The organism is Amycolatopsis sp. NPDC005232, assembly GCF_040607795.1.
GTDB lineage: Bacteria > Actinomycetota > Actinomycetes > Mycobacteriales > Pseudonocardiaceae > Amycolatopsis.
The window spans coordinates 118,333-144,215 of sequence record NZ_JBEXHL010000025.1 but is presented as its reverse complement, the minus strand read 5'-3'; the positions used below and the strand labels follow the sequence as shown (position 1 = coordinate 144,215).

The following is a 25,883-nucleotide window of genomic DNA, read 5'->3' as shown; positions in this document are numbered from 1 at the left end:
CCCGATTGTGCGGTCGGATCGGCCGGGGGCCGATCGCACCGCACAATCGGGAAGCCGGCGCGATCTCGCGCTGTGGTTGCGGTGAGCGGTCGCCAGTTGAGACCGGCGTGGTGCGTTGGCCGCAACCAACGCCGTAGTGGGGTGCTCGGGTCAGTTCTGCGGGAAGCCCGGCTGCTGTTGCTGCTGCTGCTGGTATTGGGGCTGGCCCTGCGGCTGCTGCGGAGCGTGCTGGGCCTGCTGCTGGCCGGGCTGCTGCGGCGCGCCGTCGGGCACCACGTACACGGCCGTGCCGTAGGCGGCGATCTCGCTGGCGGTCTGGGCGATCTCGTTGCAGTCGAAGCGCAGCGCGAGCACGGCGTTGGCCCCGTGCGCCATGGCTTCCTGCGAAAGGCGGCCCAGCGCCTCGTATCGGGAGTCGGACAGCAGCTTCGACAGGCCCTTGAGCTCACCGCCCGCCATGGACTTGAAGCCGGCACCGATGTTGGAGAACATGTTGCGGCTGCGCACGGTGAGGCCGAAAACCTCGCCGAACACGCGAACGACGCGATAACCGGGCAGATCGTTCATCGTGGACAGCATGATCGGGAACTGCATGGGGGGTGCGGGTTGGGTCATGCGCCGGATCGTAGCGATCGGCGGCGCCGTCCACCGGCGAATCAGCCTGTGATTCGCTCGTTCCAGTCGATGTGGTGGTGGTACAGCCACCCGCGTTCCTTGCCGACGTCCTGGCCCGCGCTGGCCGCCACGAGTTTCTCCACCCGGGTGCGCCGCAGCTTCTCGTAGGCCGCGAACGCGGAAGGCGCGTCCGGCAGGTCGCGCAGGCACAGCGCGAGCACCACGCTGTCCTCCAGCGCCATCGACGCACCCTGTCCGGCGGCCGGTGACGCCGCGTGGGCCGCGTCGCCGACGAGCACCATGGCGCCGGTGGACCAGACACGGGTGGTGGGGACGTCGTAGGAGTGGCCGCCGAAGACGTCGTCGCCGGTCGCGGCCACGATGTCGGCGCACGGCAGCGGGTCGCCGTCGAAGGCCGCGTGGGCGAACTCGCGCCAGCCGGCCGGCGTGACGGCGGCGATCTCGTCGCGCGGGCGTTCGGTGTCGGGGATGCGGGCGAACCAGAAGGTGGCGCCGTCGGGCGCGGTGGTGAAGCCGAAGGCCGCGCGGCTGCCGCGGATCATGCGGTAGATGCCGGGCGCGGCAGGCAGGCTCTCGGCGCGGGTGTAGCCGTAGACCACGGTGAGGCCGGTGAAGCGGGGGCGGTCGGCGTCCGGGTCGATGAGGGTGCGGACCTCGGAGCGCACGCCGTCGGCGCCCACGAGCACGTCGCCGGTCGCGGTGGACCCGTCGGCGAAGGTGGCGACCACGCCGGACGCACCGGTTTCGGCGGAGACTGGTTCAGCTGAGACGAGGCGGCGGCCGTGCTCCACGGTGATCCCGCGGCGGCCGGCTTCCTCCTGCAGCGCGTGGTAGAACGCGGCGCGAGTGAGCGTGCGAGGTCCGGCGAGCTCACCGGTATCGAACTCGCGTGTGCCCATCGTCTTGCCGTCCGGCCCGACCAGCTCCACGCCGAGCGCGGCGAACGACGCTTCGTTCACGGGGCCGTCGGCGTCGATCGCCTTCAGCGCGTCCATGCCGTTGTGCATCACCGTGAGGAACGCACCGGCGTCGGCTCCGCCGGAGGGATAAGCCTCGAAGACCACGGGCTCGTGGCCGGCGCGCTGCAGCGCCATCGCCGTGACCGTGCCCGCGACGCCACCGCCGGCGATGAGAACGCGCATCGAGATCCCCCTGGAGCCGTGTCCGTGCCACCGCCGACCGTACCGGGCGGCGGTGGCACGGGGGGCTCAGGCGGTCTGGGCGACAGCGAGGCGCAAGCACACGACGAGCGCGCGCACGGCCTCTTCGACCTCTTCGAGCACCGGGAACGTCGGGGCGATGCGGATCGTCGCGTCCTTCGGGTCGTCGCCGTACGGGTGCGTGGCCCCGGCCGGGGTCAGCGCGACGCCGGCCTCCTTGGCCAGGCGCACGATCTCCTTGGCGGTGCCCTCGGGCACGGTCAGCGAGATGAAGTACCCGCCGGTCGGCTTGGTCCAGGTGCCCAACCCCGAGTCGCCGAGCTCCTCGGTGAGGATGCGGTCGACGGCCGCGAACTTCGGCGCGATGATCTCCGCGTGCTTGCGCATGTGGGCGCGCACGCCCTCGGCGTCCTTGAGGAACATCGCGTGGCGCAGCTGGTTGACCTTGTCCGGGCCGATCGTGCGCTTGGCGAGCACACCCGACCACCACGCGATGTTGGCCGGCGACGAGCCGAAGAACCCGACGCCGGCGCCGGCGAGCGTGATCTTCGAGGTGGAGCCGAACACGAACGCGCGGTCGGCGTTGCCGGCCTCGGCGCACAGCGCCAGGACGTCGGCGACCTCGACCTCGGTGTCCGTGAGGTGGTGCACGGCGTAGGCGTTGTCCCAGAAGATGCGGAAGTCCGGCGCGGCCGTGGGCATCGCGGCCAGGCGGCGGGCGACCTCGTCGGAGAAGGTGACGCCGGTCGGGTTCGAGTACTTGGGCACGCACCAGATGCCCTTGATGCCGGCGTCCTCGGCCACGAGACGCTCGACCACGTCCATGTCCGGGCCGTCGTCGGTCATCGGGACCTGGATCAGCTCGATGCCGAAGCGCTCGGCGAGCGCGAAGTGGCGGTCGTAGCCGGGCACCGGGCACAGCATCGCGATACGCGGCTCGTCGGCCCAGCGGCGCTCGCCGCCCGGCAGCGTGCTCAGCAGCGCCTGCACCACGGTGTCGTGCATGAGCTCGAGGCTCGAGTTGCCGGCCGCGAGCAGCTGGTCGACGGGGACCTGCAGGGCGCCGGCGAAGATCCGGCGCAGCTCGGTCAGGCCCTTGAGGCCGCCGTAGTTGCGCGTGTCGGTGCCGTCTTCGGCCTTGTACTCGCCGTTGGGCAGCGTGAGCAGGTCCGCGGAGAGGTCGAGCTGCCGGGGGGACGGCTTGCCGCGGGTGATGTCCAGGGAGAGGCCGCGCTCGACGAGCGCCGCGTAGTCGCGACGGGCGGTGTCGACGTCGACGGGAGCAGTGGTCATGGGCTCAACGCTAAACCGCGCGTCGATACCATTTCGGGTGACCCCCTGTCCAGGGTCTACCGTGGGGTCTCGTGCGCCTCGTGGTCCATGCCGATCAGCGTCAGTTCTCGTTGCGGGACAACACCGCCTGGGTCCCCGGCGACGGTGGGTGGTCCGACGAGGCGGTGAACTCGCACCGGATCGCGGTGGAGCCGTCGTCGCTCGCGGTCGCCACCGCTCGCTCCGACCTGGTCGAGGTGGACGTCGCGCTGCACCCCGGCCCGCCGGCTGTGCTCGCCGACGCCGAGCACGTGGTCGAGGCCGACCTCGCCGTGGCGGGCGGGAACGTGACGCTCGCCGGTCCGGCCGACTACCCGGGTCAGGAGCGCGTGCTGGAGCTCGCGCCCGGCCGCTACCGCGTGCGAGTGTCCTATGTGGAGAGTGGCCCGCCGGCCGTGACGTGGAACGAGCACGAGTACGGCGAGCACTTCCGCTACGTCGTGGACCTGTGGCCGGCTCACACCGCGGCGCCGGTCACCGTGGTGCGCCAGGGCGCCGCGGTCTGGGACGGCTGAACGGCCGGAAGCGGCCATCCGGGACCCCTCCCGCCGCAGGACTCTTACCGTCTTCGCAGAGCAACGCGGAAAGCGGGGAGAGGCAGTGCGGGACAGCCAGAAAGCCGAGATCGCCCAGATCTCCGAGGCCGTGGCGCGGTCGATGTTCACCCAGGCCGCGATGTACTGGGGCATCGACCGCGAGGTGCACGCGCGCCTGCCCGAGACGATCCGCCGCCACGCCGAGGGCCTGCTGCCGCCGCTCGCGCGGGCCGCGGTCGCCGACGCGACACCGGACCTGGCCGAGGCGCAGGCTTCGGTGGAGCTCGCGCTGCGGGACACGCTGCGCGCGTCGGCGGCCGAAACGGTCGAGACCACCTCAGCGCGCCTGCTGCCGGAGCTGGCCGAGCGCGCGGTGCGTGAGGCGACGCCCGACGTCGAGTCCATCCGCGCGAAGCTGGTGTCCGCAGCCACACCGGAGGTAGCCGAAGCCCTGCGCGAGCAGACCGCCCAAACCGTGGGCGAAGCCGTGGCACACGCCACCGCCGAGCTGCGGACCACACTCGCCGACCAGCTCCGGCGCACGGTGCTGCCGGACCTCGCCCGCGAGGCCATCGCGAAGGCCACGCCCGATCTCGGCGAGGCCCGCGAGCACCTGCTGGACGAAGCGACGGCCGCGCTGTCCGGCACGATCGAGAAGGCAGTGGCCGAGGTGGCGCGGCAGGCCAAACCCGACCTCGTCGAGCGCGTGTCGGCCGTGGCCCTTGCCCGCGTCCGCTCGGCCGTGCAGGCGGCGGCCGAGAAGGAGCTCGCCCGGTATTCGCCGACCGTGGTGTCGGTGGTGCTGCCCCAGGGCAAGCCGATCGAGCTGGCCGAGGACACCCACTCCGTGCTGCCGGAGGTGCTGGTCGCGCTGCACGCGCGCTGCCACGTGCTGCTCGTCGGTCCTGCGGGCACCGGCAAGTCCATGCTGGCCAAGCACGCGGCGCAGGCGCTGGGCCTGCAGTTCCAGGCGCTTTCGCTGGGCCCGACCACCCCGATGAGCAAGGTGTTCGGCTACTACGACGCCAACGGCCACTACCACGACACGCCGTTCCGCCGTGCGTTCGAGCACGGCGGCGTGATGCTGCTCGACGAGCTCGACAACGGCCACCCCGGCCTGCTGGCCGAGCTCAACCAGGCGCTCGCGCTGGGCGTGTGCGCCTTCGCCGACCGCATGGTCACCGCGCATGCCGATTTCCGGCTCGTGGCCACCGGCAACACCTACGGCACCGGCGGCGACCGCCAGTACGTCGGCCGCCAGACGCTCGACTCGGCCACGCTGGACCGGTTCGTGGTCCTCGACGTGCCCATCGACGAGGGACTGGAGGAACGCGTCGCGCTGCGGCACGCGCCTTCGCACCCGGACGAGGTGGAGCACCTGGTGGCGTCGATCCGCGAGCTGCGCGCGACCGCGCTGGCCAAGAAGCTCCCGGTGATCCTCTCTCCGCGCGCCAGCATCGACGGCGCGAAGCTGCTGGAAGCCGGCGCGACCGTGGAGCAGGTCATGCAGTGGCGTGTGATCCGCGGGCTGTCCGACGCGCACCGCGCGGCGCTCGGGCTGGACTGACGCCGTGCTGCCCGTCCACCTGCCCCCGATGCTGTCGTGGCACGAGTTCGTGGAGAGCGCGACCGCACCGCCCACCATCGACGCGCCGGGCAGCCGGGAGACCGGCACCGACTGGCCGGGCGCGACGTGGGAGGAGGCTCTGCGGCTGGCCGTCGACGGCTGGCCGGTCGCGCTGGAGGAAGCCGGCATCACCGTCGACGAGCTCCGCGCCGGCGCGGGCCTCGGCCACCAGGTGACCGAGCTGGAACCGTCGTGGGACGTCACCGGCAGCGAGGTCGACATCGGCGCCTACCTCTCCGGGGTGCCCGAGTGCATGGTCGACGCCATCCCCCGCCAGATCTCCCGCCGCGGCAAGGTCGTCACCTTCCTCATCCCGGCCGCCTACTCCAACCGCATCGCCCACGACGTGATCATCAACCGCGGCCTGGCGCTCGTGACGCTGTGCGCGGCGATCATCGACGCGGGCCACAGTGTCGAGGTCTGGTCCGGTTTCACCGGAATGTTCACCATTGCCCGCGAGAAGCTGCGCACGCACGCGGTCGCCCGGGTGATCTCGGCCGGAGAACCTCTCGACGTCGGCCGCCTGATCTTCGGCGTCGCCCACCCCGCGATGCTGCGCCGCCTCTGGCTCGGCGTCTGGGACGCGCAACCGGCGGCGGTCGCGCAGACCGTCAACGACCACAACTTCGGCATCGCCTGCGACTGCCGGCCGGACGACCTGCCGGCCGAGGTGACGGATCCGTACGTGTTCCCGTACCTCACCGAGCAGGACCGCCAGTGGGACGACCTGCCGACGGCGCTGGACTGGGCGAAGGGGCTGTTCGGGGAGCTGGGGCTGATCCAGCACTGACTGTGCTGCCCTCGAAAACACCGTGCGCACCGCGGCCGCGGCGGTCAGACTGGCGCTCGTGCACATGATCGACTTGCCCGATGCCGTCCGCGGCGCCCTGGAACTCGAGCGCACCGAGCGTGGCCTGGTGCCGCACCGGTTGCCCGCGTGGGCCAGGGCACGCGGGGACGCGCAGCTGGCCATGGTGGAGGCGCAGCCCTCCGGGGTGCGGCTGGTGTTCCGGACCGCGGCGACCGTAGTGGAGCTGGACGCGGTGCGCACCAAAGTGTCCTACGTCGGCGCGGCGGCGCGGCCCGACGGGGTGTACGAGCTGTTCGTGGACGGCGCTCCCGCCGGCGCGGGGACGGTGGGCGGCGGGGACGAGCTCCTCGTCGACATGACGACCGGCGGCACCGAGGTGCGGCGCGGCGAGCCGGGCACGGTGCGGTTCGCCGGACTGCCCGCGCGGACCAAGGACGTCAAGATCTGGTTACCGCACAACGAACTCACCACGCTCGTCGAGCTGCGAGCCGACGCGCCGGCCAGTGCGGCGAACCCCGACGGCCGGCCGCGGTGGCTGCACCACGGCAGCTCCATCAGCCAGGGGTCGGGCGCGGCGAGCCCCACCACGACGTGGCCGGCGGTGGCCGCGAGGCACGCGGGTGTGGAGCTGACCAACCTGGGCTTCGGCGGCAGCGCGCTGCTGGATCCGTTCACCGCGCAGGTCATGCGCGACATCCCGGCCGACGTCGTGAGCGTGAAGCTCGGCATCAACGTCGTCAACGCCGACCTCATGCGGCTGCGCGCGTTCGGCCCCGCCGTGCACGGGTTCCTCGACACGATCCGCGCCGGCCACCCCACCACACCGCTGCTGGTCGTCTCACCGCTGCTGTGCCCGATCCACGAGGACACCCCCGGCCCCGGCGCCCCGGTCTTCGAGGCCGACGGTGTGGTCCGCTTCCGCGCGACCGGCGAACCCGGCCCGGGCAAGCTGACGCTGAAGGTCATCCGGGAAGAACTCGCGCGGGTCGTCGCGCAGCGCGGCGACGACCCGAACCTGCACCTGCTCGACGGCCTGGCCCTCTACGGCGAGCAGGACTTCGCGGAGCTGCCCCTGCCCGACGCCCTGCACCCGGACGCCGAGACCCACCGGCGCGTAGGCGAACGCTTCGCGCGCCTGGTGTTCGGCTCAGGCGGCCCGTTCGCTTAGAGCGGGCCGGAGCGGGGACTCGCCTGGCTCGGCACGACGCACGCCGGGCCGAGCCAGGTCCCCGATGAGCGATCAGTAGCCGGATACGCCGCCGGCCGTGCCGTTCGACGTGGTCGCCGGCGCGGCCCCGCCCGGGGTGACCACGAGCGCGTGCCAAGTGCCCAGCACGCCGTCACCCTTCGTCTGCCCGGGGGCGCTGTCCTGGGCGTAGGTGTAGACGGGCTTCCCGTTGAAGGTCTCCTGCTGGATACCGTCGGAGCGGGTGAACGTGGCGAGCTGCCCGGGCAGGGTCACGCCGTTCGCGGGCTGCGCCGGGCCGGTGATCGGCGGCCAGAGCGACTTGCACCCACTGTCGGTGCACGCGGACATGCCGGGCTTGTCTTCGTCGAACGTGTAGAGCGTGAACCCCTTGGCGTTCGTGAGAACCGTCCCGAGTGAGGTGTTCGCCTCGCCCACGGTCGCGGCCGCGGCCGCCGAGGAGGCGGGCGCTTGAGCGCCGGCCGGCGGGGGCGCCGAGGCGGCCATGCTGCCGCTCCCGCACGCGGCCAATCCGGCCATCGCCGCGGCCGCGGTACCCGCGATCGCCAGAATCCTGAGGTTTTTCACAGTTTCCACCCTTCTCCTTCGCGACTCCCCCACCCGGAACCACGTAGGGACCTGGTTCCGGGTTCGACCAGAACCCCTTGCAGCGGCACACATCACATCAATTCGTCCACTGTGGACATACCAGGGGTGAATCGGGTCACTGCGGTGAACGAAGACGACTCGGCTTTCGTGTGACTGGTGCGATGTACGGTCAGCTATCCGGAACATTCCCGGCGAACGCGCCGAATTCGCCCGTGGAGGAAGGGGCTTACAGCGGGTCGAGGCCGGTGATCTTCCACGCCCCGTCGACGCGGTGTGCGGTCACGGCCAGCTGCGCGACCGAAGACTGCGGCGCTCCCCCGCCGGGCAGGATCGTCTGCTGGTCCAGGAAAAGCAGCAGGGTCGCGTCGTCGCCGTGGAGGGTGCGGACGCCCGCCGAGCGGACGGTGGTGGTGCGGATCAGCTTGCCGTCGGCCGCGCGTTTGCTCGCAGTGGCGAACTGCGCGTGGTACTGGCCGACGGCCGGGCCGGTAAGCAGTTCGGCGGCGGCCCGCGAGGTACGGTCGAGGTTGGCGTAGTCGTAGGAGAACAACGCCTTCACGCCGGCACTCACCTGGTCGCGCACCTGGGTGGTGGTGGCCTGGTCCACCAACGCGTCGTCATCGCGGGGCTGCAGCGCCGAGGCCTGCACGGCGAACCACACGGCGCACGCGAGCGCCACCACGGTCACGGCGATCGACCAGCGCTTCACGAGCCCACCGCCTGGACGCCGCCGACCTTCCACGCGTCGCCGTCGCGCGCGAAGTCCACGGTCAGCCGCGCCTGTTTCGGCACGGCCGCGCCGCCACCGGTGCTCACGCGCACGTCGAGCACGGCGATGACCCGGGCCGTCCCCGCGGCCGGGTCGAGGTCGGTGACCGCGGCCTGCAGCAGCGACGCCGTGGAGACGGTCTTGGTGCTCGTCGCGCGGTCGAGCTGCAGCTGCCGGTCGCCGGCGAGGTTCGCCCCGTACTGCCCGGTGGTGGCGCCGATCCAGCGGTCCACGTCAGCGCCGCCGTTGTGGTAATCGATCGTGTTGAGGGCCACCAGTTCCGTGCTCGCCGCGGCGAGCACGGCGTCACGGTCGCGGCCACGCGCCAAGGCGTCGTCGTGCGCTGCGCGCCACCACGACCAGCCGAACCACGCGGCCGCCAGCACGGCCAGTACGGGCACGACTACGAGCAGCCGCGCCTTCATCACGACCCTCCCAGCAGCGCCCCGAGGCCGCCGGCCGGCGGCGTGAGCAGGCCGAGCAGACCCGGCAACTGGTTCGCGTCCGGAGTGGTCGACGGCGCCGATTCCTTCGGCGCGGCCGGGATCACGGGCGGCTTCCCGGCGTACGGCGCGTTCTGCGCACCGCGGACCTCGACCGGGCTGCCCGGCGGCTCGGCGCAGTAGGCGTTCACGTTCACCGGCGCCTCGGTGGTGTCGTTGGCCGGGCGCTGTTTCGTGCCCTCGTAGCCCTTGGTGCACGACGCCGGGTCGAAGAAGTTGAACACCACGCCCAGGTGCCCGGTGCCGTCCGGTGACGTCGACGGCGAGAACGCCGAAATCACCGGGTAGGCGACCAGCAGCTCCTCGATCGCGTCGGTGCGCGCGGACGTGATCTGGGCGGTGGTCAGGGAGTTCGCGAAGATCACGCCGAGATCGGTGCCCGAGGTGGCGAGCACGTCGCTGATCTGGCGGCTCAGCTGCGGCGCCTGGTCGATCACCGTGCGCAGGTCGGGGTCCGACGACTTGAGCTGCGCCGCGATCGTCTTCAGCCCGCCCGCGAAGTCGGTGATGTTCTGCGCCTGGCGCTCCTGCGTGGCGAACACCGTGCGCGAGTTGGCCAGCAGCCCACGCGTCTGCGGAATGTACTGCGCGGCCTTGGCGGTGAGCGAACCCGTGCTGTCCAACAGCTTCTGCAGCTGCGGGCCCGTGCCGGCGAAGGCGTCGTAGGTCTCGTCGACCACGGTCTTGAGCGAGTCCGGGTGCACGCTCGCCACGAGATCGTCCAAATGCGACAGCACGGAGTCGGGCGACGCGGGCAGCGACGTGCGGTCCTGCGTGATCACCGAGCCGTCGTGCAGGTACGGACCCGTCTCGCGGTCGGGCAGCAGGTCCACGAACTGCTCCCCCACCGCCGAGCGGTTCGCCACCTGCGCGTGGAGGTCGTCGGGGATGTCCGGGCCACCGGAATCGAGGTCGAGGTGCACGTCGAGGCCGTGGCCGGTGAGCGTCATGGCCGACACGCGCCCGACCGTCACGCCGCGGTAGGCGACCTCGGAGTTGACGAAGATGCCGCCGGACTCGGCCAGCTGCAAGGTGACCTGGTAGCCACGGGAGCCGAAAAGCCGGTCGAGGCCCGCGTACTTGCCGCCCGCGTAGACCACCGACACCACGGCGATCACCACGAACGCGATGAGCTGGATCCGCGTCTTGCGCGAGGTCATCCGGCACCTCCCCCGAGCAGGCCGCCCACGAGACCGCCGAGCAGCCCGCCGGGCCCGGCCTGGTTCTTCGCCGGCGGCGCCGTGGTCGGCAACGGCAGCGGCAGCTCCGGAGTGGTCGATCCTGGCTGCTGCGAGGTCAGCCCCGCGATCTGGATCGGCGGCTGCGAGGTGTTCGTGAAGTTCTGCAGCAGCTTGTCGAGATCGAGGTTCACGGTCGCGTCGACGTTGGCGTAGTCGCCCTTGATCGTGTTGCCCGCGTAGTCCGGGAACGGGTAGGTGAGCAGGATCTGCAACGCGTTGGGCAGGTCCTGGCCCGCCTCGCCGAGCTTCTGCAACGTCGGCTGCAGCGCCTTCAGGTTCGCGACGAGCTGGTCTCGGCTGCGGTTCACCGTGTCGACCGCGACGCCCGAAAGCTTGTTGAGCGCGTTGAGCATCCCCACGAGCTGGTCGCGCTGGTCGGCCACGATCTTCAGGCCGGGTGCCAGGTTGTCCAGCGCGGTCTTGATGTTCTGCTGCTGCCCGGCGAGCGTGTGCGAGAGCTTGCCCAGCCCGTCGATCGCGCGCAGGATCTCGCCCTTGTGCGAGTCGAGCTGCGTCGCGAGATCGTCCACTCGCGACAGCAGCGCGCGCATCTCGGGTTCGTTGCCGGACAACGCGTCGTTGAGCTCGTGGCTGATGTCCTGCAGCTGGCCGAGGCCGCCACCATTGAGGAGCAGGGAAAGCGCACCGAGGACTTCCTCGACCTCGGGGTTGCGGTTGGTGCGCCCGAGCGGGATCTGCGCGCCGTCGGCGAGGTGACCGGCGGGTTTTTCCGCGGTGGGCTGGCCCAGCTCCACGAACTTCTCCCCCAGCAGGCTCGACTGCCGCAGCTCGCCACGCGCGTTGGCGGGCAGCTGCACGTCGCCGTTGACAGTCATGGCAACCAGTGCCGAGCGGGTGTCGGGTGTGAGGGTGATCTTGTCGACCCGGCCCACGGCCACGTCGTTCACCTTCACGCTCGCCTGCGGCACGAGGTCGAGCACGTCGGTGAACAGCGCCGTCACGTGGTACGGGTGGTCGCCGAGATCGGGCCCGCCCGGCAGCGGCGTGGAGTACAGGCCGTTGAACCCGCCGTCGCTGCAGCCGGCGAGCACGAGCACGCCGGCGAGCACCCCGGCCAGGCGCCGCCGCTTCACTTGCCACCGCCGGAAAGCTGCGTCATCACGTCGACGAGCGGGAGCGGCAGCGGGGGCAGCTGGCCGTTCTGCAGCGAGTTGAGCACCTGCGGCACGGTCGGCAGCTTGAGCGCGCCGTCGAGCACCGGCGCGAGCTGCTTGCAGATGTCGGTCAACGTGGCGGGCACGCCCTTCGGGGTGCCCGCGGCGAGGATCCGGCAGACGGTGAGGATCGGCGGGTTGGTGATCTCGTTGAGGTTGTCACGCACGGCGATGGTGCCCGACGCGGCGTCGTAGGAGTTGATGAAGTTCGTGGCGCCGGTGGGCGCGATGTCGAGCACCTCGGCGAGGGCGGCGCGCTGGTCCACGAGCACACCCGTCAGCGACGCCAGCTTGTCCACATTGGACTCCAGGCCGGCCTTGTTGTCGGCCACGAACTGTTTCACGTCACCGAGCGAGGAGGCCAGGGAGCTCAGCGCGGCTCCGACGTCGGCCGAGTCGTCGGCGAGGAACCCGCTGACGTCGGCGACGCGTTCGTAGAACTCGTTGAGCTGGCCGTCGCTTTGGGCGAGGGCATCCGTGAACGAGTTCAGGTTCTGGACGGTGGCGAACAGGTCGTCCTTGGAGTCGTCGAGCGTGCCCGCGAGGTCGGCGAGCCGGCCGACGGTGGAGTTGAGGTCGGAGCCGTTGCCCTTGAGGTTGGCGGCCGCGGTGTCGAGGACGTCGGACAGGGCGCCGTTCTTGTTGGCGCCGTTGGGGCCGAGCGCGGTGGAGAGTTTGTCGAGGCTCGCGTAGAGGTCGTCGAGCTCGACCGGCGTGGCGGTCTTGTCGCGCGCGAGGACGGCGCCGCTCGCGAGTGTCGGGCCGCTGTCGTAGGCCGGCGTCAGCTGCACGTAGCGGTCGCTGACCAGGCTCGGCGCGACCACGACGGCGCCGACGTTCACGGGGATCGGCACGTCGTCGTTCACGCGCATGTCCACGCGCACGGCCTGCCCGTCCGGCGTCACGGCGGTGACCTCGCCGACGGGCACACCGAGCACTCGGACGGAAGAGCCCGCGTAGAGCCCGACGGTTTTGCCGAAGTACGCGGAGAGGGTGGTGCCACTGCTCGTGCGAAATACGAGCCACAGTCCCGCCGTGAGCAGCAATGCGGCCACGCACGCGAAACCCAACCAGGTCACCAAGTTGCGCTGCGTCTTCGTTTCGATAGTCATGCCGCCTCCGCGGGAGAAAGCACGTCGGCGATCGTCATCGTCCGCCCACCCCCTGATTCGGCGCCGCGATGGGCGGGGTGCAGCCCTCGGGGTTGATCGACAGTCCGCCCGCGGTGATCGTCGGCGGCAGCAGCCCGCACAGGTAGCCCTCGAACCAGCGGCCGTTGCCCGTCGCGTTGGCGCCGACGCGCGCGAACGGCGCCATCAGCGCCAGGCCGCGGTCGAGGTTGCCCTGATTGCGCTGCAGCACATCGGTCACCTTCCCCAGCGCGTCGAGCGTCGGCTTCAGCTGCGCCCGGTTGTCGGCGACGAGCCCCGAGAGCTGCTGCGAGATCTGCTGCGTGCCCTTGAGCAACGCGCTGATCTGGTCGCGGCGGTTCTGCAGCTCGGTCAGCAGCAGGTTGCCGTCGCTGATCACCTGCTGCAGCTGGGTGTTGCGGTCCGAGAGCGTCTTGGAGATCGTGCTCGTGCCGGCCAGCAGCGTGTGCAGGTCGTCGTCGCGCGAGGACACCGTTTTCGACAGCGCGGACAGGCCCGAGAGCGTGTCCTTCAGGTACTGCGGGCTGTCCTTCAGCGAGTCCGACAACGCGGTGAAGCTGTCCGCGAGCTGCTTCGTGTCGATGTCACCGACGGTCGTGGACAGCTGGTCGAACGCGTCCTGCAGCTGGAACGGCGTGCGCGTGCGCTGCAGCGGGATCGTGTCGCCGGGGCCCTGCGTGCCGGCACCCTTCGGGTCGAGCGCGAGGTACTTCTCCCCCAGCAGCGTCTTGATCTCGATCGACGCGGTGGACGCGTCGCCCACTCGCACGCCCTTCACCCGAAACTTCACCAGCACCTGCTTGTGCGCCAGCTCCACCGACGTCACCTGGCCCACCTTCACGCCGGCGACCTCCACCTCGTTGTCCGGCGCGAGCCCGGCGGCCTCGCCGAAGTAGGCGGAGTACGTGGTGCCGTTGCCGAACATCGGGATGCTGTCGGAGAAGTAGGCCACGGCGGTCACGAGCAGGATCAGCACGAGCGTCACCCCGCCGACCGCCGCCTGGTTGCGCTCCTTGAGCCGCTTCACGGGCCGCACCTCGGCGCGCGCTGAGTGGCGGGCAGCGGCACGATCGGCAGCGTCACGTCCAGCGACGAGATCCCGATCGTGCCTTCGATCCCGCAGAGGTAGTAGTTGAACCAGCTGCCGTAGCTCAGCGTGCGCGTGAACTTCTCCAGGTTGCCCGGCAGCACCTGCAGCAGGTGGTCGAGCAGCTGGTCGGAGTCCGCGAGATTGTTCGACAGCGTGCCGAGCTGCTTGACGTCGTCCTTCACCGCCGGGCGCGCGTCGGCGAGCAGGCCCGACGTGGTCTCGGTCAGCTCGCCCAGCGCGCCCACGGCGTCGCCGATCGGCTTGCGCTGCTCGGCCAGGCCGCTCACGAGCCGCTGCGTCTGGTCGATGAGGTCGCCCAGCTGCGGGCCGCGCGAGTTCACGGTGGTCAGGACCTGGTTGAGGTTGTCGATGACCTGCCCGATCACCTGGTCCTTGCCGGCGATCGACGTCGTGATCGACGCGGTGTGCGCCAGCAGGCTCGTGATCGTCCCGCCCTCGCCCTGGAACACCTGGATGATCTCGGCCGAGAGCTGGTTGACCTCCTTGGGGTCCAGGGCTTGGAACAGCGGCTTGAACCCGTTGAACAGCACGGTGAGGTTCAGCGCGGGTTTGGTGCGCTCCGGCGGGATCGTCGCGCCGTCGGCGAGGGTGCCGCCGCCCGTGACGTCGGTGCCGAGCGCGAGGTAGCGCTGGCCGACGAGGTTGCGGTACTTGATCGTCGCAGTCGTGAGCGCGGGCAGCTTGTACTGCGCGTCGACGGCGAACCGCACGTCGGCGAAGTTCTGCTCGCCCTGCTGCACGTCGATCGAGTCGACCTGCCCCACCTTCACGCCGGAGATGCGGACGTCATCGCCCGGCTGCAGGCCCGAGGCGTCGGTGAACTTCGCGGCGAACCCCGCCGTGGTGCCGAAGTTCGTGTTCGCGATGGTGGCGGCGAGGATGCCGGTGAGCAGTACCGTGACGGCGGCGAAGATCAGGATCTTCACCAGTGCGGGAACGAAAGACCTCACTTGAGCTCCACCTCCGTCCCGCGGTAGAGGGGCCCGACGAGCAGGCCGGCCCATCCGGGCACCTGGTCCGGCGTGGTGCCCATGGCGGACGACGCCAGCAGGTCGATCAGCTGCTCCTCGTCGGTCGAGCCGATGACCGAAGGCGCGCCGCCCGATTCACCGCCACCGCCGGACTGGCCACGGCCGGCGATGGTGTTCGACGTGATCGCGCCCGAGGTGATCTCGCCCGGCAGCGCCTCGGCCGGGCTGTGCGGCGGCGCGGGTTTCGTGGAGCCGTCCTTCACCGCGCCGTCGGGCGGGTACTGCGGCCAGTACCCGGGTTTCGGCACCTGCGGGTAACAGCGGGGGCCGCGCTTGTCGTCGTACTTGGGCTCGTCGACGCCCGGCAGGTACTTGCCGCGGCTCGCGGTGAACTCGATCGTCACGCGGCTCACCTCGGGGTGGGCCGTCCCCTTGCCGAACGCCAGCTCCGCTTCGGGTACGGACGCGGCGAGCTGCTTGAGCAGACACGGGTACTCGGGCGCGTACTTCGCGAGCACGTCGAGCGTCGGCTGCACGGCCGTGGTGAGCCGGATCAGGTTGTCCTTGTTGACGTCCAGGAAGCTCGTGAGGTCGGCCGAAGCCGCCGAGACCGAGGCGTACACATCGGACAGTCCCTGGCGTTTCTCCACAATGGTCTGAGTCGTCGTGGTGAGGTCGGCCAGCGCGTCGAGCAGATCGGGCGCGGCCTTGTCGTAGGTGGCCGAAACGTCGGCCAGCCCCGTGATGTCGGCTTTGAGGTCGGGCAGCGACGGGTTCAGCTGCCCGAGGTAGTCCGAGAGGTTCACGAGCGTCTGGCCGAGCTGCTTCCCGCGCCCGTCGAGCGCGGTCGACACGGCACTGAGTGTGCTCGAGAGCTTCTCCGGCTGCACGGCCTGCAGCAGCGGCATCACGTCGTCGAGCACCTGTTCCAGCTCGATCGCCGTGCTGCTGCGGTCCTGCGGGATCACGTCGCCGGCTTCGATGTGCGCGGCGGGCTTTTCGGGCAGTTGCAAGGCGACGTACCGCTCACCGAAGAGCGTCTTGGGCAGCAGCCGCGCCGAGACGTTGCTCGGGATCTCGTCGATCTTGTCCGGCTGCAGCGCGAGCTCGAGCTCCGCGTGGTCGCCTTTCGCAGTGACCGAACGGATCTCGCCCACGAGCAGGCCGCGCACCTTCACGTCGCCGCCCGTGCGCAGCTGGCTGCCGACGTGATCGGTCTCCAGCTTCACCAGCGTGACGGGCGTGAAGACCTTCTTGTAGATCGCGATCGTGGTCGTGAAGAACAGCGCCGCGACGACGAGGAAGACCAGCCCCAGCACCTGGTACCGGAGCCGCTTCAGCGTTTCGCGCCGCGTGCTCATCCGGAGATCCGCACGGTGGTGTTGGCGCCCCAGATCGCGAGGCTGAGGAAGAAGTCGAGCACGGAGATCAGCACGATCGACGTGCGCACCGCGCGGCCCACCGCCACGCCGACGCCGGCCGGCCCGCCGTCGGCCGTGTAGCCGTAATAGCAATGGGAGAGGATCACGATCACGCTGAACACGATCACCTTGGCGAAGGACCACAACACGTCTTCAGGGGGCAAGAACAGCGTGAAGTAGTGGTCGTAGGTGCCGGCCGACTGGCCGTAGAGCCAGATGGTGATCTGGCGCGACGCGAGGTAGGACGAGAGCAGGCCGATCGCGTACAGCGGGATCACCGCCGTCACCCCGGCGAGCACGCGCGTGGTCACGAGGTAGGGCATGCTCGGCACGGCCATCACCTCGAGCGCGTCGATCTCCTCGGAGATCCGCATCGCGCCCAGCTGTGCGGTGAAGCCGCAGCCGACCGTCGCCGACAGCGCGAGCCCGGCCGACAGCGGCGCGACTTCGCGGGTGTTGAAGTACGCGGAGATGAACCCGGTGAGCGCGGCGGTGCCGAGCTGGTTGAGCGCGGAGTAGCCCTGCAGGCCCACGATGAGCCCGGTGAACAACGTCATGCCGATCATCACGCCGAGCGTGCCGCCGATCACCGCGAGCCCGCCCGTGCCGAAGCAGACTTCGGTGAGCAGCCGCCGGGTCTCGTGGCCGTAGCGGCGGATCGTGCGCGGCGACCAGGCGAGCGCGCGGCCGTAGAACGACAGCTGGCGCCCGAGTCCTTCCAGGCTCGCGCCCGGGCGCGCGATGATCTCGAGCGTCCGGTCGGACAGCGCGGGGGCCTCGATCGGTTCGGCGGTCACGTCACAGCGCCTTCGGCGGCACGATCTTGAGGTAGATCGCGGTGAGCACGACGTTGATCAGGAACAGCAACAGGAACGTGATCACCACGGCCTGGTTCACCGCGTCGCCCACGCCCTTCGGCCCGCCCGCGGGGTTCAGACCACGGAACGCGGCGACGACCCCGGCCACGAAGCCGTAGAGGAACGCCTTGATCTCGCTGATCCACAGGTCCGGTACCTGGGCCAGCGCGTTGAAGCTGGCCAGGTACGCGCCCGGAGTGCCGCCCTGGAGCACGACGTTGAAGAAGTAGCCACCGAGCACCCCGACCACGCTGACCAGGCCGTTGAGCAGCACCGACACCACGATCGCGGCCAGCACGCGCGGCACGACGATGCGCTGGATCGGGTTGACGCCGAGCACTTCCATGGCGTCGATCTCTTCACGGATCTTGCGCGCGCCGATATCGGCACAGACCGCGCTTCCTCCCGCGCCGGCCACGAGCAGCGCCGTGATCAGCGGGGCGGCCTGCTGCACGATGGCGAGCGCGCTCGCGGCGCCGGTGAACGACTGCGCGCCGATCTGCGTGGTCAGCGATCCCAGCTGGAGCGCGATCACGGCCCCGAACGGGATGGCGACCAATGCCGTCGGCAGGATCGTGACACTCGCGAAGAACCAGCACTGCTGGATCCATTCGCGGAACTGGAACGGACGCCGGAAGATCGCCCGCAGCACCTCCCAGGACAGCGTGGCGAGCCGGCCGACCTGGGTCAGCGCCGCGGTGCCCGGGAGGGTGATCGAGCCCGTCTCGCCCACCGCACCTCCCAGTAGTCACCCTCGAGTCTTGTCCATACCTCCCGCCCGAGTTCCGTTAGCGGTGTTCACTACTCACTCTCAGTCGCGTGGATCACAGCTTCAACGCATGAGTCGCCGTAGCGCCCCCATCCGCTACGAACTCCGCCCCGGTGCAGTACGAACTCTCGTCGCTCGCCAGGAACACCAGCAGCGGCGCGATCTCGTCGGCCCGCCCGACCCGGCCGAGCGCTACTTTCTTGCCGACCCACGACACGTCGACCTCGGTGCCGGCGGCCTCGGAAACCATCTGTGTGTCGATCATCCCGGGATGGACGGAGTTCACCCGGATGCCACGCTTGCCCAGCTCCAGCGCGGCGACCTTGGTCATCCCGCGGATCGCGAACTTGCTCGCGGTGTAGGCGACGAGGAACGGCATCCCGGCAAGTCCCTCCACAGAGGACACGTTGACGATGGAGCCGCCACCGGCCCCGGTCATCGGTTCAACGACCGACCGCATCCCGAGAAACGCCCCGATCTGGTTCACGCGCACCACGCGTTCGTAGTCGGCCAGCGTGGTGCTCTGCAGTTCGGCGAAATGCAGCACGCCGGCGTTGTTCACGAGCACCGTCGGCGGCCCGAACTCGGTGACGGTCCGCTCGAGGACGGCCGTCCAGCCGTCCTCGTCGCCCACGTCGAGGTGCTGGAACACGGCCGCGTCGCCGAGGTCGGCGGCGAGCTGCTTGCCTTCCGCGTCGAGCACGTCGGCGATGACCACGCGGGCGCCCTCGGCCACGAATGCGCGTGCGGCCGCCGCGCCCTGGCCCCGCGCCGCGCCGGTCACGAGGGCGACGCGGCCGTCGAGCCGGCCCACTACATCAGCTCCTCGCCGAGCGGCATGAGCACCGTCTTGAGCTCGGTGTAGGCCTCGAACGCCGACAGCCCGCCCTCGCGGCCGAGGCCCGACTGCTTGAACCCGCCGAAGGGCAGGTGCGGCTCGACCTGGAAGCCGTTGACGCCGATCGTGCCCGCACGCAGCCGCCGGGCCACGCGGAACGCGCGGGCGGAGTCGGCGGTGAAGAGACCGGCGCCGAGGCCGTACTCGGTGTCGTTGGCGAGCGCGACCGCTTCTTCTTCGGAGCCGAAAGGGACGACGGCGAGTACGGGCCCGAAGATCTCTTCCTGCGCGATGGTGGCGTGGTTGTCCACGTCGGCGAAGATCGTCGGGGCCACGAAGTTCCCGTTGGCGTAGTCGCCGTCGAGCCGCTCGCCGCCGGTGACGAGCCGCCCCTCGGCCTTGCCCTTCTCGATGTAGCCGAGCACGCGCTCGAGCTGGCGGCCGTTCACGAGCGGGCACGAGATCACCGTCGGGTCGAACGGGTCGCCGTACGTCACGGCCGCCGCCATGCCCTGCGCGGCGGCGAGGAACTCGTCGTAGACGTCGCGGTGGACCAGCGCGCGGGTGTTGGCCACGCACGCCTGGCCCGACAGGCCCATGGTGACCGCGCCCATCGTGGTCATCGCCGCAAGGCCGACGTTGGGCGCGTCCGGGAACACGATGGCGGGGCTCTTGCCGCCGAGCTCCAGCGACACGCGCTTGAGTGTGCCTGCCGACGCCTCGACGATGCGTTTGCCCACGGCGCGGCTGCCGGTGAAGCTGACCTTGTCCACGTCCGGGTGCGTGATGAGCCGCTCGCCCGTCGGGTCGCCGGGGCCGGTCACCAGGTTGAGCACGCCTGCGGGCAGGCCTGCCTCGGCGAGCAGCTCGACCATACGGATCACGGCGAACGACGCGTACTCCGAAGCCTTCAGCACCACCGTGCAGCCCGCGCCGAGCGCCGGGGCCACCTTCTGCGCGAAGAGCAGAAACGGCGCGTTCCACGGCAGGATCGCCCCCACCACGCCGATCGGCTCGCGGAAGGTCAGGGCCAGGTGGTCGCCGCCTTGGTACGGCGGGAGCGTCTGTCCGCCCGCCTTGTCCACCCAGCCGGCGTGGTGGGTGAACACGTCGGCAGCGGCGGCCACCGACGTCGCGTAGATGGCGCCGAACGACAGCGGCACGCTGTTGTCCAGGGCCTGCAGCGCGCGCAGCTCGTCGGCGTGGGCCCGCAGCAGCTCGGCGTACTTGAGGAGGACGGCGATGCGCGTGCTCGCCCGCGAGGTGCCCCAGGTCGCGAACGCCGCACGCGCGGCGGCCACGGCGTCGTCGACGTCGGCGGGCCCGGCCACGGCGAACTCGCCGATCTCCTCGCTGGTGGCGGGGTGCAGGTGGGTCCAGGTCGCGCCGTCACGCGCGGGTGTCCACTCGCCGCCGATGAACAGCTGCCCGGACTTGAGCCCGGCTTCGTCGCGGTGGGGTAACACGGTGAGCGTCATGAGGTCTCCCGGGAGGTCAGGGCAGGGTGAGGAGCTCGGTGGCGGCGAACATCCGCTCCGGGTCGCGGCCGGCGAAATGGGCGCCGACCGTCTCGGCCAGCTCGGTGAGGGTCCACGTGCCGTGCGCGGTGTCGAAGCGCTGCTCGACCGAAGGCGGACGCAGCAGCGCGACCATGCCGCCGTGGACGACGAAAACCTGGCCGTTGACGTGGTCGGCCGCGGGCGAGGCGAGGAAGGCCACGAACGGGGCGACTTGCTCGACCGACAGCGGATCGAGGCCGTTTTCGGGCGCCTCGCCGAAGACGTCCGCCGTCATCGCCGTGCGGGCGCGGGGGCAGATCGTGTTGGCGCGCACGCCGTACTTCGCGAGCCCGCGCGCCGCCGACACCGTGAGCGCGGCGATGCCGGCCTTGGCGGCGGAGTAGTTGGGCTGGCCGGGTGAGCCGACGAGGAAGGCTTCGGACGCGGTGTTCACCAGCCGTCCGTAGACCGGCTTCCCGTCCACTTTGGAGCGTTCGCGCCAGTGTCGCGCGGCGGCGCGGGAGAGCAGGAAGTGGCCGCGCAGGTGGACGGCGATGACCTGGTCCCACTCGGCGTCGGTCATCGAGAACAGCATGCGGTCGCGCAGGACCCCGGCGTTGTTGACCACGATGTCGAGACCGCCGAAGTGGTCGACGGCGGCGGTGAGCAGTTCCTGCGCGGTGGCGGTTTCGGAGACGTCGCCCGCCACCGCGAGGGCTTTGCCGCCGCCCGCTTCGATCTCTTCGACGACTTCGCCGGCTTTGGTGACGTCGTTGACCACCACCGCCGCGCCTTCGCGCGCGAGGGCGAGCGCCTCCGCGCGGCCGAGGCCGGCGGCGGCTCCGGTGACGATCGCGACCTTGCCGTCGAGGCTCACGCCAGCGTCACCACCTGGCGGATCACGTCGGTGCTGCCTTCGCGCAGCAGGCCGAGACCGTCGTTGATGTCGGCGAAGGTGAGGCGGCGCGAGATCATGCCGTCGAGGTCGAGCAGCCCGGCGCGCCAGAACCGCAGCATGGTCGCGGTGTCGCGATGGACGTGGGACGAACCGTAGAACGAGCCGAGGATCTTCTTGTCGTGCAGGAAAAGCTCCTGCGCGCTGAACGACACCATCGCGTCTCCGCGCCCGGCGCCGACGACCACGACCGCACCACCGCGGCGTGTGGCGTCCCAGCCGGCGCGGATCGTGGCGGGCGCACCGACCACGTCGAACGCGTAGTCGAAGCCCTCGCCACCGGTCAGCTCACCCTTGAGCTGGTCGAGGTGCTCCGGCGTCACGGCGTGGGTGGCCCCGAAGCGTTGCGCGACGGAATGCTTGCCCTCCACCGGATCCACGGCGACGATCGTGGCCGCGCCGGCGATGCGCGCGCCCTGGATCACGGAGATCCCGACGCCACCACAGCCGAAGACCACGACCGTGGAGCCCGGCTCCACCTGCGCGGTGTTGAGCACGGAACCGACGCCGGTGAGCACACCGCACGCGATCAGCGCGGCCGTCTCGAACGGCACGTCGGCGTCGACTTTGATCGCGCCGGACGAGGGAACCACGACCTCGTCGGCGAACGTGCCGAGCCCCGCGTAGCCGAACAGCGGCGTGTCACCGAGGCGGAACCGCGGCGTGGTGAACGCGGCGATCGCGTGCACGGCGCACAGGTTCGGCTGCCCCCGCAGGCAGTTGGCGCACGAGCCGCACGGCGGGACGAACGAGACGGTGACGTGGTCGCCCGGCACGAGGTGCGTGACCGCGGAGCCGACTTCGAGAATCTCACCCGAACCCTCGTGGCCGACGACGCCGGGCGCGAGGGCGGGCAGCGTGCCGTCCATCGCGGAGAGGTCGCTGTGGCAGATACCCGACGCCCGGACCCGGATCCGGACCTCGTCCGGGCCCGGATCGACGGTGGTGACGTCGTCCCGCAGCTCCAGCTTGTCGTCGCCGATCGCGTTCAATACGGCTGCTCTCACCGCGAGCCTCCTCGTCGAAGCCTGCCAGATTGAGCCCAGACTAGAATCTGTTCTCGTTTCAGGCAAGGCTCGTGACGCCTTCCTTATTGCTGGTCCGACTGCTACAAATAGAACAAGTTCTATAGGATTGGTGGCGAGGTGAACGGTGCGGATCGACCTCACGGACGCCCAGCGTGAGCTGGCGGCGGAGCTCCGGGAGTACTTCGCCGAGCTGATGACGCCGGCCCGCCGGGAGAGCCTCGCCGCGGGTGGCGGCGAGTACGGCGATGGCTTGGCGTACAAGGAAATCGTGCGCCGTCTGGGCAAGGACGGGTGGCTCGCGCTGGGCTGGCCGCGCGAGTACGGCGGGCAGGCGCGCTCGATGCTCGACCAGCTCGTGTTCACCGACGAGGCGGCGGCCGCGGGCGTGCCCGTGCCGTTCCTGACGGTGAACACGATCGGGCCCACCATCATGCGCTACGGCACCGAAGACCAGAAGGAGTTCTACCTGCCACGCATCGCCGCCGGCGAGCTGCACTTCTCCATCGGCTACTCCGAACCGGGCGCGGGCACAGACCTCGCTTCGCTGCGCACGCGCGCGGTGCGCGACGGCGACGAGTACGTGATCAGCGGCCAGAAGATGTGGACCAGCCTGATCGAGTACGCCGATTACGTGTGGCTCGCCGCGCGCACCGACCCGGACGCGCCGAAGCACAAGGGCCTGTCAATGCTCGTCGTGCCGACGTCGGCACCCGGGTTCTCCTGGACGAAGGTCCACACCGTCGCGGGTCCTGGCACCAGCGCCACCTACTACGACGACGTGCGCGTGCCCGTGACCGCGCGTATCGCCGACGAGAACGCGGGCTGGCCGCTGATCACCAACCAGCTCAACCACGAGCGCGTCGCGCTGACCTCGGCCGCGCCGATGCGCACGGCGCTGCACGACGTGATCGAGTGGGCGCGCACCGCCGTCACCCCCGAGGGCGCGCCGCTGCTCGACGCCGAGTGGGTGCGGCTGAACCTCGCCCGCGTGCACACCCGCGCGGAGTACCTGAAGCTGCGCAACTGGCAGATCGCCTGGGCGGCGGCGCAACGAGAGCTCGGGCCGGCCGAAGCGTCGGCGACGAAGGTGTTCGGCACGGAGTCCGCGATCGAGGCCTACCGGCTGCTGATGGAGGTGCTCGGCGCGGCGGCTGTCGTCCGCGAGGGGTCACCGGGCGCGGTGCTGGCCGGCCGCATCGAACGGCTGCACCGCTCCGCCCTCATCCTCACCTTCGGCGGCGGCACGAACGAGGTGCAGCGCGACATCGTCGCCGCGGCCGCGCTCGGCCAGCCCGTGACGCGTTAGGAGCATCGCCGTGGACTTCTCCCCCACCGAGGCGCAGCAGGACCTCGCCGCACTGACTCGCCGCATCCTCGCCGACCACGTGACGCCGGAAACGCTGGGGCCGCATGGTTCCGGCGGCTTCGATGCTCCGCTGTGGACGCGGCTCGCGCAGTCGGGCGTGCTCGACGCGGCACTGCCCGCCGCGGTCGGCGGCGGTGGTTTCGGGTTGCTGGAGCAGTGCTCGGTGCTGATCGAGATCGGCCGGGCCGTGGCGCCGCTGCCCTACCTCGCTTCCGTGGTGCAGGCGGCCTCGGTGCTTGCGGAGCTGGGCCGGCCGGAGCTGGTGGAACGCTGGCTGGTGCCGGTGTCGCGCGGTTCCGCCGTGCTGGCGGTCGCGTCCGGCTTCACCGAGGTCGGCGGACGGCTCACCGGCACGCAGACCGCGGTGCCGTTCGCGGCGTTCGCCGACGCGCTGCTGGTCGAAACCCCGCGCGGGGTTTTCCTGGTCGAACGCGATGCCCCCGGCGTCTCCATCGCGGCGCAGCGGACGATCGACCACGCCGACGCGGGCCTGGTCCAGCTCGTCGACGCGCCCGGCGCGGCCCTGGGCGAGGTCGGTCAAGCGTTGCGACAGCGCGGCGCGGTGGGGTTGTGCGCGCAGCAGCTGGGCGTCGTCGAGCGCGCCCTGGAGCTGACGGCCGCCCACACGCGTGAGCGCGAGCAGTTCGGCCACGTGCTCGGCGGATTCCAGGCCGTGCGCCAGCGTCTCGCCGACGCCTATCTGGACGTCGAAGCCGTGCGGCTCACGCTGTGGCAGGCCGCGTGGCGCCTGTCGGAAGGCCTGCCCGCCGACGCCGAGATCGCCACGGCGAAGTACTGGGCCGCCGAAGCCGGCCACCGCGTCGCCCATACCGCGGTGCACCTGCACGGCGGCGTCGGCATCGACGTCGAGCACCCCCTGCACCGCTACTTCGCGGCGGCCAAACGCCTCGAGTTCACCGCCGGGGGCGCCACGGCGCAGCTGCTCACTCTGGGCGGTCTGCTCGCTCGGTGAGCTTCGCCGGATCGGTGACGACGGTGAGCTCCGTGATCCGCCCCGCGACGATCGTGAACGCGAGCAGCGCCACCACCGTGCCGTCCTCGTCGAGGGACACGACGCCGGGGCGCCCGGCCACGAGCACGTCCCGGCCCGCGGCGGCCAGGCCACCGGACAACCGCGCGCCGCTCGCGACCTTGGTGGCGCCGAGCACCACGACCACACCGTCCGGGGTCTCGGCCGTCAACCGCACGTCGGGGTCGAGCACCCGCAGCAGCCCCGCGAAGTCACCGTCACGAGCCGCCGCGAGGAAGGCCCGGACCACCTCTCGCTGTTCGCGGCCGACGGCGGCGGGCCGCTCGGACGCCTGCACCTTCCGGCGGGCGCGGCTGGCGAGCATCTTTGCCGCGGCAGTGGACTTGCCGAGGATCTGGCCGATCTCCTCGAACGGCACCGCGAACAGGTCGTGCAGCACGAACGCCAGCCGCTCGCCGGGACCGAGCGCGTCGAGCACCACCAGCAGCGCGAGCCCGACCGAGTCGGCGAGCGCGACGTCGTCCTCGGGCCCGTCGAGCGGCACCACGCCGTCGGGCAGCCGGTCGTCGCCCGGTGCCTGTGGCCGGGTCTGCCGCGCGCGCAGCACGTCGAGGCTGAGGCGGCCGACGACCGTGGTGAGCCAGCCGCCGAGGTTGTCGATGGCCGCCGGGTCCTGGCGGGACAGACGCAGCCACGCGTCCTGCACTACGTCCTCCGCGTCGGCGTGCGACCCGAGCACGCGGTAGGCGACGGCGCGCAGCCGTTCGCGCTGGGATTCGAACGCTTCCGCGATCGGGTTCGTCATGGTCGTTACCTTCCTCGCCGCTGCTCCGTCATGGGGGATGACGAGCCCGAAGGGGCACAGGTAACCGATGGAGGAGCACCAGAGATGACAGCACCGACGAAGCGCGCGGCGAGCACCGACGTGATGACCGCGATCCAGCACCTGACCCGCGCGATCCACGCCGGCGGCGTCGACCCGCGCCTGCTGGGGCTGGTGCACCTGCGCGCGAGCCAGATCAACGGCTGCAGCCCCTGCGTGTACGCCGGGGTCGAGGCGGCGAAGAAGCACGGGGAGACCGACGAGCGGCTGCACAACGTGGCCGCCTGGCGCGACACGCCCTTCTTCACCGACGCGGAACGGGCGGCGCTCGCGCTGACCGAGGCGGCCACCCGCCTGCAGGACGGCGCGGCGGGCGTCACCCCCGAGATCCGGGACGCCGCGGCCGCCCACTTCACCGAGGAGCAGCTGTCGGCGCTCACGCTGGAGATCGCGCTGACCAACTTCTTCAACCGCATCAACCGGACCAACGGGGAGCAGGCCGGCAAGACCTGGTGAGC

Annotated in this window: 26 protein-coding genes; 7 read left to right on the top strand and 19 right to left on the bottom strand. The window is 70.9% G+C overall.

Translation table 11 applies throughout. The features are described 5' to 3' along the window. Positions 1-150 precede the first annotated feature (150 nt). The 3 genes from ABZU76_RS35975 to ABZU76_RS35965 form a co-directional block, all read right to left on the bottom strand. Positions 151-615, bottom strand: coding sequence for a YbjQ family protein (locus ABZU76_RS35975; protein ID WP_354877870.1), 465 nt, complete (start codon positions 613-615; stop codon positions 151-153). A gap of 41 nt (positions 616-656) precedes the next feature. Continuing rightward, the gene (locus ABZU76_RS35970) at positions 657-1,778 is read right to left on the bottom strand and encodes an FAD-dependent monooxygenase (protein WP_354877867.1); all 1,122 of its coding nucleotides are present in this window, start codon (positions 1,776-1,778) and stop codon (positions 657-659) included. 66 nt (positions 1,779-1,844) lie between these two features. Next, positions 1,845-3,089, bottom strand: coding sequence for an aminotransferase class I/II-fold pyridoxal phosphate-dependent enzyme (locus ABZU76_RS35965; RefSeq protein WP_354877864.1), 1,245 nt, complete (start codon positions 3,087-3,089; stop codon positions 1,845-1,847). A gap of 71 nt (positions 3,090-3,160) precedes the next feature. Here ABZU76_RS35965 and ABZU76_RS35960 point away from each other — a divergent pair, with 71 nt between their 5' ends. The 4 genes from ABZU76_RS35960 to ABZU76_RS35945 all read left to right on the top strand — a co-directional run bounded on the left by ABZU76_RS35960 (position 3,161) and on the right by ABZU76_RS35945 (position 7,270). Next, complete coding sequence (locus tag ABZU76_RS35960) at positions 3,161-3,643, top strand: hypothetical protein (RefSeq protein WP_354877861.1); 483 nt, start codon at positions 3,161-3,163, stop codon at positions 3,641-3,643. An 85-nt stretch (positions 3,644-3,728) separates the two neighbouring features. After that, positions 3,729-5,231, top strand: coding sequence for an AAA family ATPase (locus ABZU76_RS35955; protein WP_354877858.1), 1,503 nt, complete (start codon positions 3,729-3,731; stop codon positions 5,229-5,231). 4 nt (positions 5,232-5,235) lie between these two features. Continuing rightward, positions 5,236-6,081: a hypothetical protein gene (locus ABZU76_RS35950; protein ID WP_354877855.1), complete on the top strand. Its 846-nt coding sequence runs from the start codon at positions 5,236-5,238 to the stop codon at positions 6,079-6,081. A gap of 64 nt (positions 6,082-6,145) precedes the next feature. Beyond that, positions 6,146-7,270, top strand: coding sequence for a GDSL-type esterase/lipase family protein (locus ABZU76_RS35945; protein ID WP_354877892.1), 1,125 nt, complete (start codon positions 6,146-6,148; stop codon positions 7,268-7,270). A 72-nt stretch (positions 7,271-7,342) separates the two neighbouring features. Here ABZU76_RS35945 and ABZU76_RS35940 read toward each other — a convergent pair whose 3' ends face one another. The 15 genes from ABZU76_RS35940 to ABZU76_RS35870 form a co-directional block, all read right to left on the bottom strand. Further along, positions 7,343-7,885, bottom strand: a complete 543-nt coding sequence (locus ABZU76_RS35940; protein ID WP_354877852.1) for a hypothetical protein — start codon at positions 7,883-7,885, stop codon at positions 7,343-7,345. 238 nt (positions 7,886-8,123) lie between these two features. After that, complete coding sequence (locus tag ABZU76_RS35935; protein ID WP_354877849.1) at positions 8,124-8,606, bottom strand: hypothetical protein; 483 nt, start codon at positions 8,604-8,606, stop codon at positions 8,124-8,126. Continuing rightward, complete coding sequence (locus ABZU76_RS35930) at positions 8,603-9,091, bottom strand: hypothetical protein (RefSeq protein WP_354877846.1); 489 nt, start codon at positions 9,089-9,091, stop codon at positions 8,603-8,605. The genes ABZU76_RS35935 and ABZU76_RS35930 overlap by 4 nt, the downstream gene beginning before the upstream one ends. After that, the gene (locus ABZU76_RS35925) at positions 9,091-10,329 is read right to left on the bottom strand and encodes an MCE family protein (RefSeq protein ID WP_354877843.1); all 1,239 of its coding nucleotides are present in this window, start codon (positions 10,327-10,329) and stop codon (positions 9,091-9,093) included. Before ABZU76_RS35925 ends, ABZU76_RS35930 begins: the two co-directional genes overlap by 1 nt. Continuing rightward, entirely contained in the window at positions 10,326-11,504 is a 1,179-nt protein-coding gene (locus ABZU76_RS35920; protein WP_354877840.1) for an MCE family protein, read from the bottom strand. The genes ABZU76_RS35925 and ABZU76_RS35920 overlap by 4 nt, the downstream gene beginning before the upstream one ends. Next, on the bottom strand, positions 11,501-12,697 hold the full coding sequence (locus tag ABZU76_RS35915) for an MCE family protein (RefSeq protein WP_354877837.1): 1,197 nt from the start codon (positions 12,695-12,697) through the stop codon (positions 11,501-11,503). The genes ABZU76_RS35920 and ABZU76_RS35915 overlap by 4 nt, the downstream gene beginning before the upstream one ends. Positions 12,698-12,731: 34 nt before the next feature. Next, positions 12,732-13,763 carry an MCE family protein gene (locus ABZU76_RS35910; RefSeq protein WP_354877835.1) on the bottom strand — a complete coding sequence of 344 codons (1,032 nt, stop codon included), beginning with the start codon at positions 13,761-13,763 and terminating at the stop codon, positions 12,732-12,734. Further along, a complete protein-coding gene (locus ABZU76_RS35905) occupies positions 13,760-14,797 on the bottom strand; it encodes an MlaD family protein (RefSeq protein ID WP_354877832.1) in 1,038 nt (345 codons plus the stop codon). The genes ABZU76_RS35910 and ABZU76_RS35905 overlap by 4 nt, the downstream gene beginning before the upstream one ends. After that, positions 14,794-16,179 (bottom strand): MCE family protein, encoded by a 1,386-nt coding sequence (locus tag ABZU76_RS35900; RefSeq protein WP_354877829.1) that lies wholly within the window; start codon positions 16,177-16,179, stop codon positions 14,794-14,796. The genes ABZU76_RS35905 and ABZU76_RS35900 overlap by 4 nt, the downstream gene beginning before the upstream one ends. Continuing rightward, the gene (locus ABZU76_RS35895; protein ID WP_220238142.1) at positions 16,176-17,036 is read right to left on the bottom strand and encodes an ABC transporter permease; all 861 of its coding nucleotides are present in this window, start codon (positions 17,034-17,036) and stop codon (positions 16,176-16,178) included. The genes ABZU76_RS35900 and ABZU76_RS35895 overlap by 4 nt, the downstream gene beginning before the upstream one ends. Position 17,037: 1 nt before the next feature. Further along, entirely contained in the window at positions 17,038-17,829 is a 792-nt protein-coding gene (locus tag ABZU76_RS35890) for an ABC transporter permease (RefSeq protein ID WP_354877825.1), read from the bottom strand. A 91-nt stretch (positions 17,830-17,920) separates the two neighbouring features. Beyond that, positions 17,921-18,679, bottom strand: coding sequence for a glucose 1-dehydrogenase (locus ABZU76_RS35885; protein ID WP_354877823.1), 759 nt, complete (start codon positions 18,677-18,679; stop codon positions 17,921-17,923). Beyond that, the gene (locus ABZU76_RS35880) at positions 18,679-20,181 is read right to left on the bottom strand and encodes an aldehyde dehydrogenase family protein (RefSeq protein WP_354877820.1); all 1,503 of its coding nucleotides are present in this window, start codon (positions 20,179-20,181) and stop codon (positions 18,679-18,681) included. The genes ABZU76_RS35885 and ABZU76_RS35880 overlap by 1 nt, the downstream gene beginning before the upstream one ends. Before the next feature lie 16 nt (positions 20,182-20,197). Then, the gene (locus ABZU76_RS35875) at positions 20,198-21,079 is read right to left on the bottom strand and encodes a 3-oxoacyl-ACP reductase (RefSeq protein ID WP_354877817.1); all 882 of its coding nucleotides are present in this window, start codon (positions 21,077-21,079) and stop codon (positions 20,198-20,200) included. Further along, positions 21,076-22,164 carry a zinc-binding dehydrogenase gene (locus tag ABZU76_RS35870; protein WP_354877814.1) on the bottom strand — a complete coding sequence of 363 codons (1,089 nt, stop codon included), beginning with the start codon at positions 22,162-22,164 and terminating at the stop codon, positions 21,076-21,078. Before ABZU76_RS35870 ends, ABZU76_RS35875 begins: the two co-directional genes overlap by 4 nt. 145 nt (positions 22,165-22,309) lie before the next feature. Here ABZU76_RS35870 and ABZU76_RS35865 point away from each other — a divergent pair, with 145 nt between their 5' ends. Together ABZU76_RS35865 and ABZU76_RS35860 are read left to right on the top strand one after the other, a co-directional pair. Continuing rightward, positions 22,310-23,491, top strand: coding sequence for an acyl-CoA dehydrogenase family protein (locus ABZU76_RS35865; RefSeq protein ID WP_354877811.1), 1,182 nt, complete (start codon positions 22,310-22,312; stop codon positions 23,489-23,491). 10 nt (positions 23,492-23,501) lie between these two features. Further along, complete coding sequence (locus tag ABZU76_RS35860) at positions 23,502-24,524, top strand: acyl-CoA dehydrogenase family protein (protein ID WP_354877808.1); 1,023 nt, start codon at positions 23,502-23,504, stop codon at positions 24,522-24,524. Here the strand turns inward: ABZU76_RS35860 and ABZU76_RS35855 are convergent. Further along, a complete protein-coding gene (locus ABZU76_RS35855; RefSeq protein ID WP_354877805.1) occupies positions 24,496-25,347 on the bottom strand; it encodes a sigma-70 family RNA polymerase sigma factor in 852 nt (283 codons plus the stop codon). The two genes, ABZU76_RS35860 and ABZU76_RS35855, sit on opposite strands and share 29 nt — an antisense overlap. A gap of 84 nt (positions 25,348-25,431) precedes the next feature. On the opposite strand from ABZU76_RS35855, the gene ABZU76_RS35850 reads away from it, so the two are divergent. Then, a complete protein-coding gene (locus tag ABZU76_RS35850; protein ID WP_354877802.1) occupies positions 25,432-25,881 on the top strand; it encodes a carboxymuconolactone decarboxylase family protein in 450 nt (149 codons plus the stop codon). Positions 25,882-25,883: the final 2 nt, after the last annotated feature.

Coding starts and splice junctions, on each gene's coding strand:
- ABZU76_RS35975 (WP_354877870.1), bottom strand. CDS start 615: ATGACCCAACCCGCACCCCCCATGCAGTTCCCGATCATGCTGTCCACG.
- ABZU76_RS35970 (WP_354877867.1), bottom strand. CDS start 1,778: ATGCGCGTTCTCATCGCCGGCGGTGGCGTCGCGGGCACGGTCACGGCG.
- ABZU76_RS35965 (WP_354877864.1), bottom strand. CDS start 3,089: ATGACCACTGCTCCCGTCGACGTCGACACCGCCCGTCGCGACTACGCG.
- ABZU76_RS35945 (WP_354877892.1), top strand. CDS start 6,146: ATGATCGACTTGCCCGATGCCGTCCGCGGCGCCCTGGAACTCGAGCGC.
- ABZU76_RS35930 (WP_354877846.1), bottom strand. CDS start 9,091: ATGAAGGCGCGGCTGCTCGTAGTCGTGCCCGTACTGGCCGTGCTGGCG.
- ABZU76_RS35925 (WP_354877843.1), bottom strand. CDS start 10,329: ATGACCTCGCGCAAGACGCGGATCCAGCTCATCGCGTTCGTGGTGATC.
- ABZU76_RS35915 (WP_354877837.1), bottom strand. CDS start 12,697: ATGACTATCGAAACGAAGACGCAGCGCAACTTGGTGACCTGGTTGGGT.
- ABZU76_RS35900 (WP_354877829.1), bottom strand. CDS start 16,179: ATGAGCACGCGGCGCGAAACGCTGAAGCGGCTCCGGTACCAGGTGCTG.
- ABZU76_RS35880 (WP_354877820.1), bottom strand. CDS start 20,181: ATGACGCTCACCGTGTTACCCCACCGCGACGAAGCCGGGCTCAAGTCC.
- ABZU76_RS35855 (WP_354877805.1), bottom strand. CDS start 25,347: ATGACGAACCCGATCGCGGAAGCGTTCGAATCCCAGCGCGAACGGCTG.
- ABZU76_RS35850 (WP_354877802.1), top strand. CDS start 25,432: ATGACAGCACCGACGAAGCGCGCGGCGAGCACCGACGTGATGACCGCG.